Origin of the sequence: Kitasatospora sp. NPDC057015 (genome assembly GCF_042673745.1) — a bacterium.
Lineage (GTDB): Bacteria > Actinomycetota > Actinomycetes > Streptomycetales > Streptomycetaceae > Kitasatospora.
Genome location: NZ_JBHUSG010000134.1, coordinates 1 through 2,033, shown reverse-complemented (window position 1 = coordinate 2,033; position 2,033 = coordinate 1). Strand labels below are relative to the sequence as shown.

At 69.4% G+C, this 2,033-nt stretch carries 2 protein-coding genes; both read right to left on the bottom strand.

Annotated features, from left to right (window positions below; genetic code table 11):
* Window positions 1-104: 104 nt before the first annotated feature.
* Entirely contained in the window at window positions 105-1,094 is a 990-nt protein-coding gene (locus tag ACFTWP_RS41580; RefSeq protein ID WP_380270379.1) for a tyrosine-type recombinase/integrase, read from the bottom strand.
* Window positions 1,091-2,033: tyrosine-type recombinase/integrase (locus tag ACFTWP_RS41575; RefSeq protein WP_380270378.1), on the bottom strand; the 943-nt coding region annotated here is incomplete at its 5' end. The genes ACFTWP_RS41580 and ACFTWP_RS41575, both read right to left, overlap by 4 nt.

The following is a 2,033-nucleotide window of genomic DNA, read 5'->3' as shown; positions in this document are numbered from 1 at the left end:
GCTTATGCCGATGTGCGGGTTATGCCGACCGGGGTGGTGAAGGTGCTGGTGACGGGCCTGCGAACGCTGGGCTGACCGGCATAATCCAGTGGTCCTGGTGGCGGTCAGAGGGTCTGGAGGAACGCCAGAAGGGTGTCTGGGGCGGTGTAGCGTCCCGGGGAGCTGCCCGCTGGTGTGGTGCGGGCCAGTGCCTTCTCTTTGATGGTCATGTCGGCGTGTAGGTAGATCTGAGTGGTTTGGGTTGATTCGTGTCCCAGCCATAGGGCGATGACCGAGAGATCGACTCCGGCGTGGAGAAGCGCCATCGCTGTTGAGTGCCGCAGGGTGTGCGGGCTGACCTTCTTGCCGGTCATGGACGGGCAGGCCATGGTGGCGGTCTTGGCGTGCTTGGCCACCAGGTGTTCGACGGCGTCGCGGCTGAGCGGGGTCCCGCGCCGGGTGGGGAACAGCGGGTCCGGGCTCTCGCCGGCGCGTTCTCGCAGCCAGACCTTGAGGACCTTGGCCGTCGGTGTGGTCAGCGGAGTGCAGCGCTCCTTGCGTCCCTTGCCGTGGCAGCGCAGGTGCGGACCGGGGCCGAGGTGGGTGTCCTGGAGCCGCAGTGCGGTCAACTCGCTGACCCGTAGCCCGGTGTGGACGGCGACCAGCAGTAGGGCGTGGTCGCGTCGTCCGGTCCAGGTGGTGCGGTCGGGTGCGGCGACCAGGGCGTCGCTCTCCTCCTTGGTCAGGTAGGAGACGATGGCGCGGTCGAAGCGTTTGGGTGGGATCGCCAGCACGCGTTGGATGAGTGCGGCGTGCTCGGGTGCGCGGGGTGCCGCGTAGCGGAAGAAGGAGTGGATCGCGGCCAGTCGTGCGTTGCGGGTGGTGGCCGTGTTGCCCCGGTCGGTCTCCAGGTGGTGCAGGAACGCGGTGATGGCGGGGGCGTCCAGGTCGGCGAGGCCCAGTTGGGCCGGCTGGCGTGTGGTGCGCTGGTGCGCGTGGCCGAGCAGGAGTTTGAAGGTGTCCCGGTAGGCGCTCAACGTGTGGGGGCTGGCGAGGCGTTGGCGGGTGAGCTTGTCGGTGAAGAAGCTCTGCAGCAGGGGTGCCAGGTCGCTCATGGCTGTCCTCCGAGTGCGTGTTCCAGGCGGGTGGCGGCCAGGGCCAGCAGCTCGGACGATCCGCTCAGGTACCAGTAGGTGGATTTCGGGTCGGCGTGGCCGAGGTAGGTCGAGAGCAAGGGCAGGCGGGCCTGGACGTCGCCGCCGTCGGCGTACCAGTCCCGCAGGGTCGCGGTCGCGAACGAGTGGCGCAGGTCGTGCACCCGAGGACGGCGCTGGCCTGGGGCGGGGTGGATGCCGGCGGACTGCAGCAGCGGCCCGAAGACGTGCGGGACGTTGTGTGCGGACAGCCGGGTGCCTCGGGTGGAGACGAAGAACGCCACGGTGCTGGGGACGGGGTGCCACTGGTCGCGGCGGCGGTCGTACTCCTTCAGCGCGGCGGTGGCCGTGGGGTGCAGGGGGACCTGGCGGGACTTGCCGAACTTGGAGTCCCGGACGGTCAGGATCCCGGCGGCCAGGTCGACATCGCCCTGGTCCAGTCGGCAGGCCTCGCCGACCCGCATGCCGGTGGCCGCGAGCAGGCAGATCAGGGTGCGATAGGTCCAGGCCCGCAGCTGGGGAGTGAGCGCGCCGGCCGCTGTGATCAGCGCGGTTATCTCGTCGGGCGAATACAGGTAGGGGGTGCGGCGACACTTGTGATGGGGCAGCACATCGTCCGGCGGGATCTCGGTGGCCGCCTGCAGCGGTTTCAGGTGCCTCGCGAAGATCCGGACCACCATCAGCCGTCGGCTCCACCAGATTTCACTGGTGCTGTTGGGGGTGGCCATCGCCCAGCTCAGGGCGGCCTCGGTGGTGATGTGGTCCTGCCCGGAGCGCTCCAGATAGCCGATGAAGTCCAGCAGCAGCGGGCCCTGGCTGGTCAGCTTGAACCCGAGCCGGCGGCGCATCGCCAGGTACTCCTGGGCCCGGGTGCGAAGAGGCGTCATCCGAGCGTCCCGG

Bases quoted from the DNA above. Each gene is read 5' to 3' on its own strand.
- ACFTWP_RS41580 (WP_380270379.1), bottom strand. From the start codon at position 1,094: ATGAGCGACCTGGCACCCCTGCTGCAGAGCTTCTTCACCGACAAGCTC.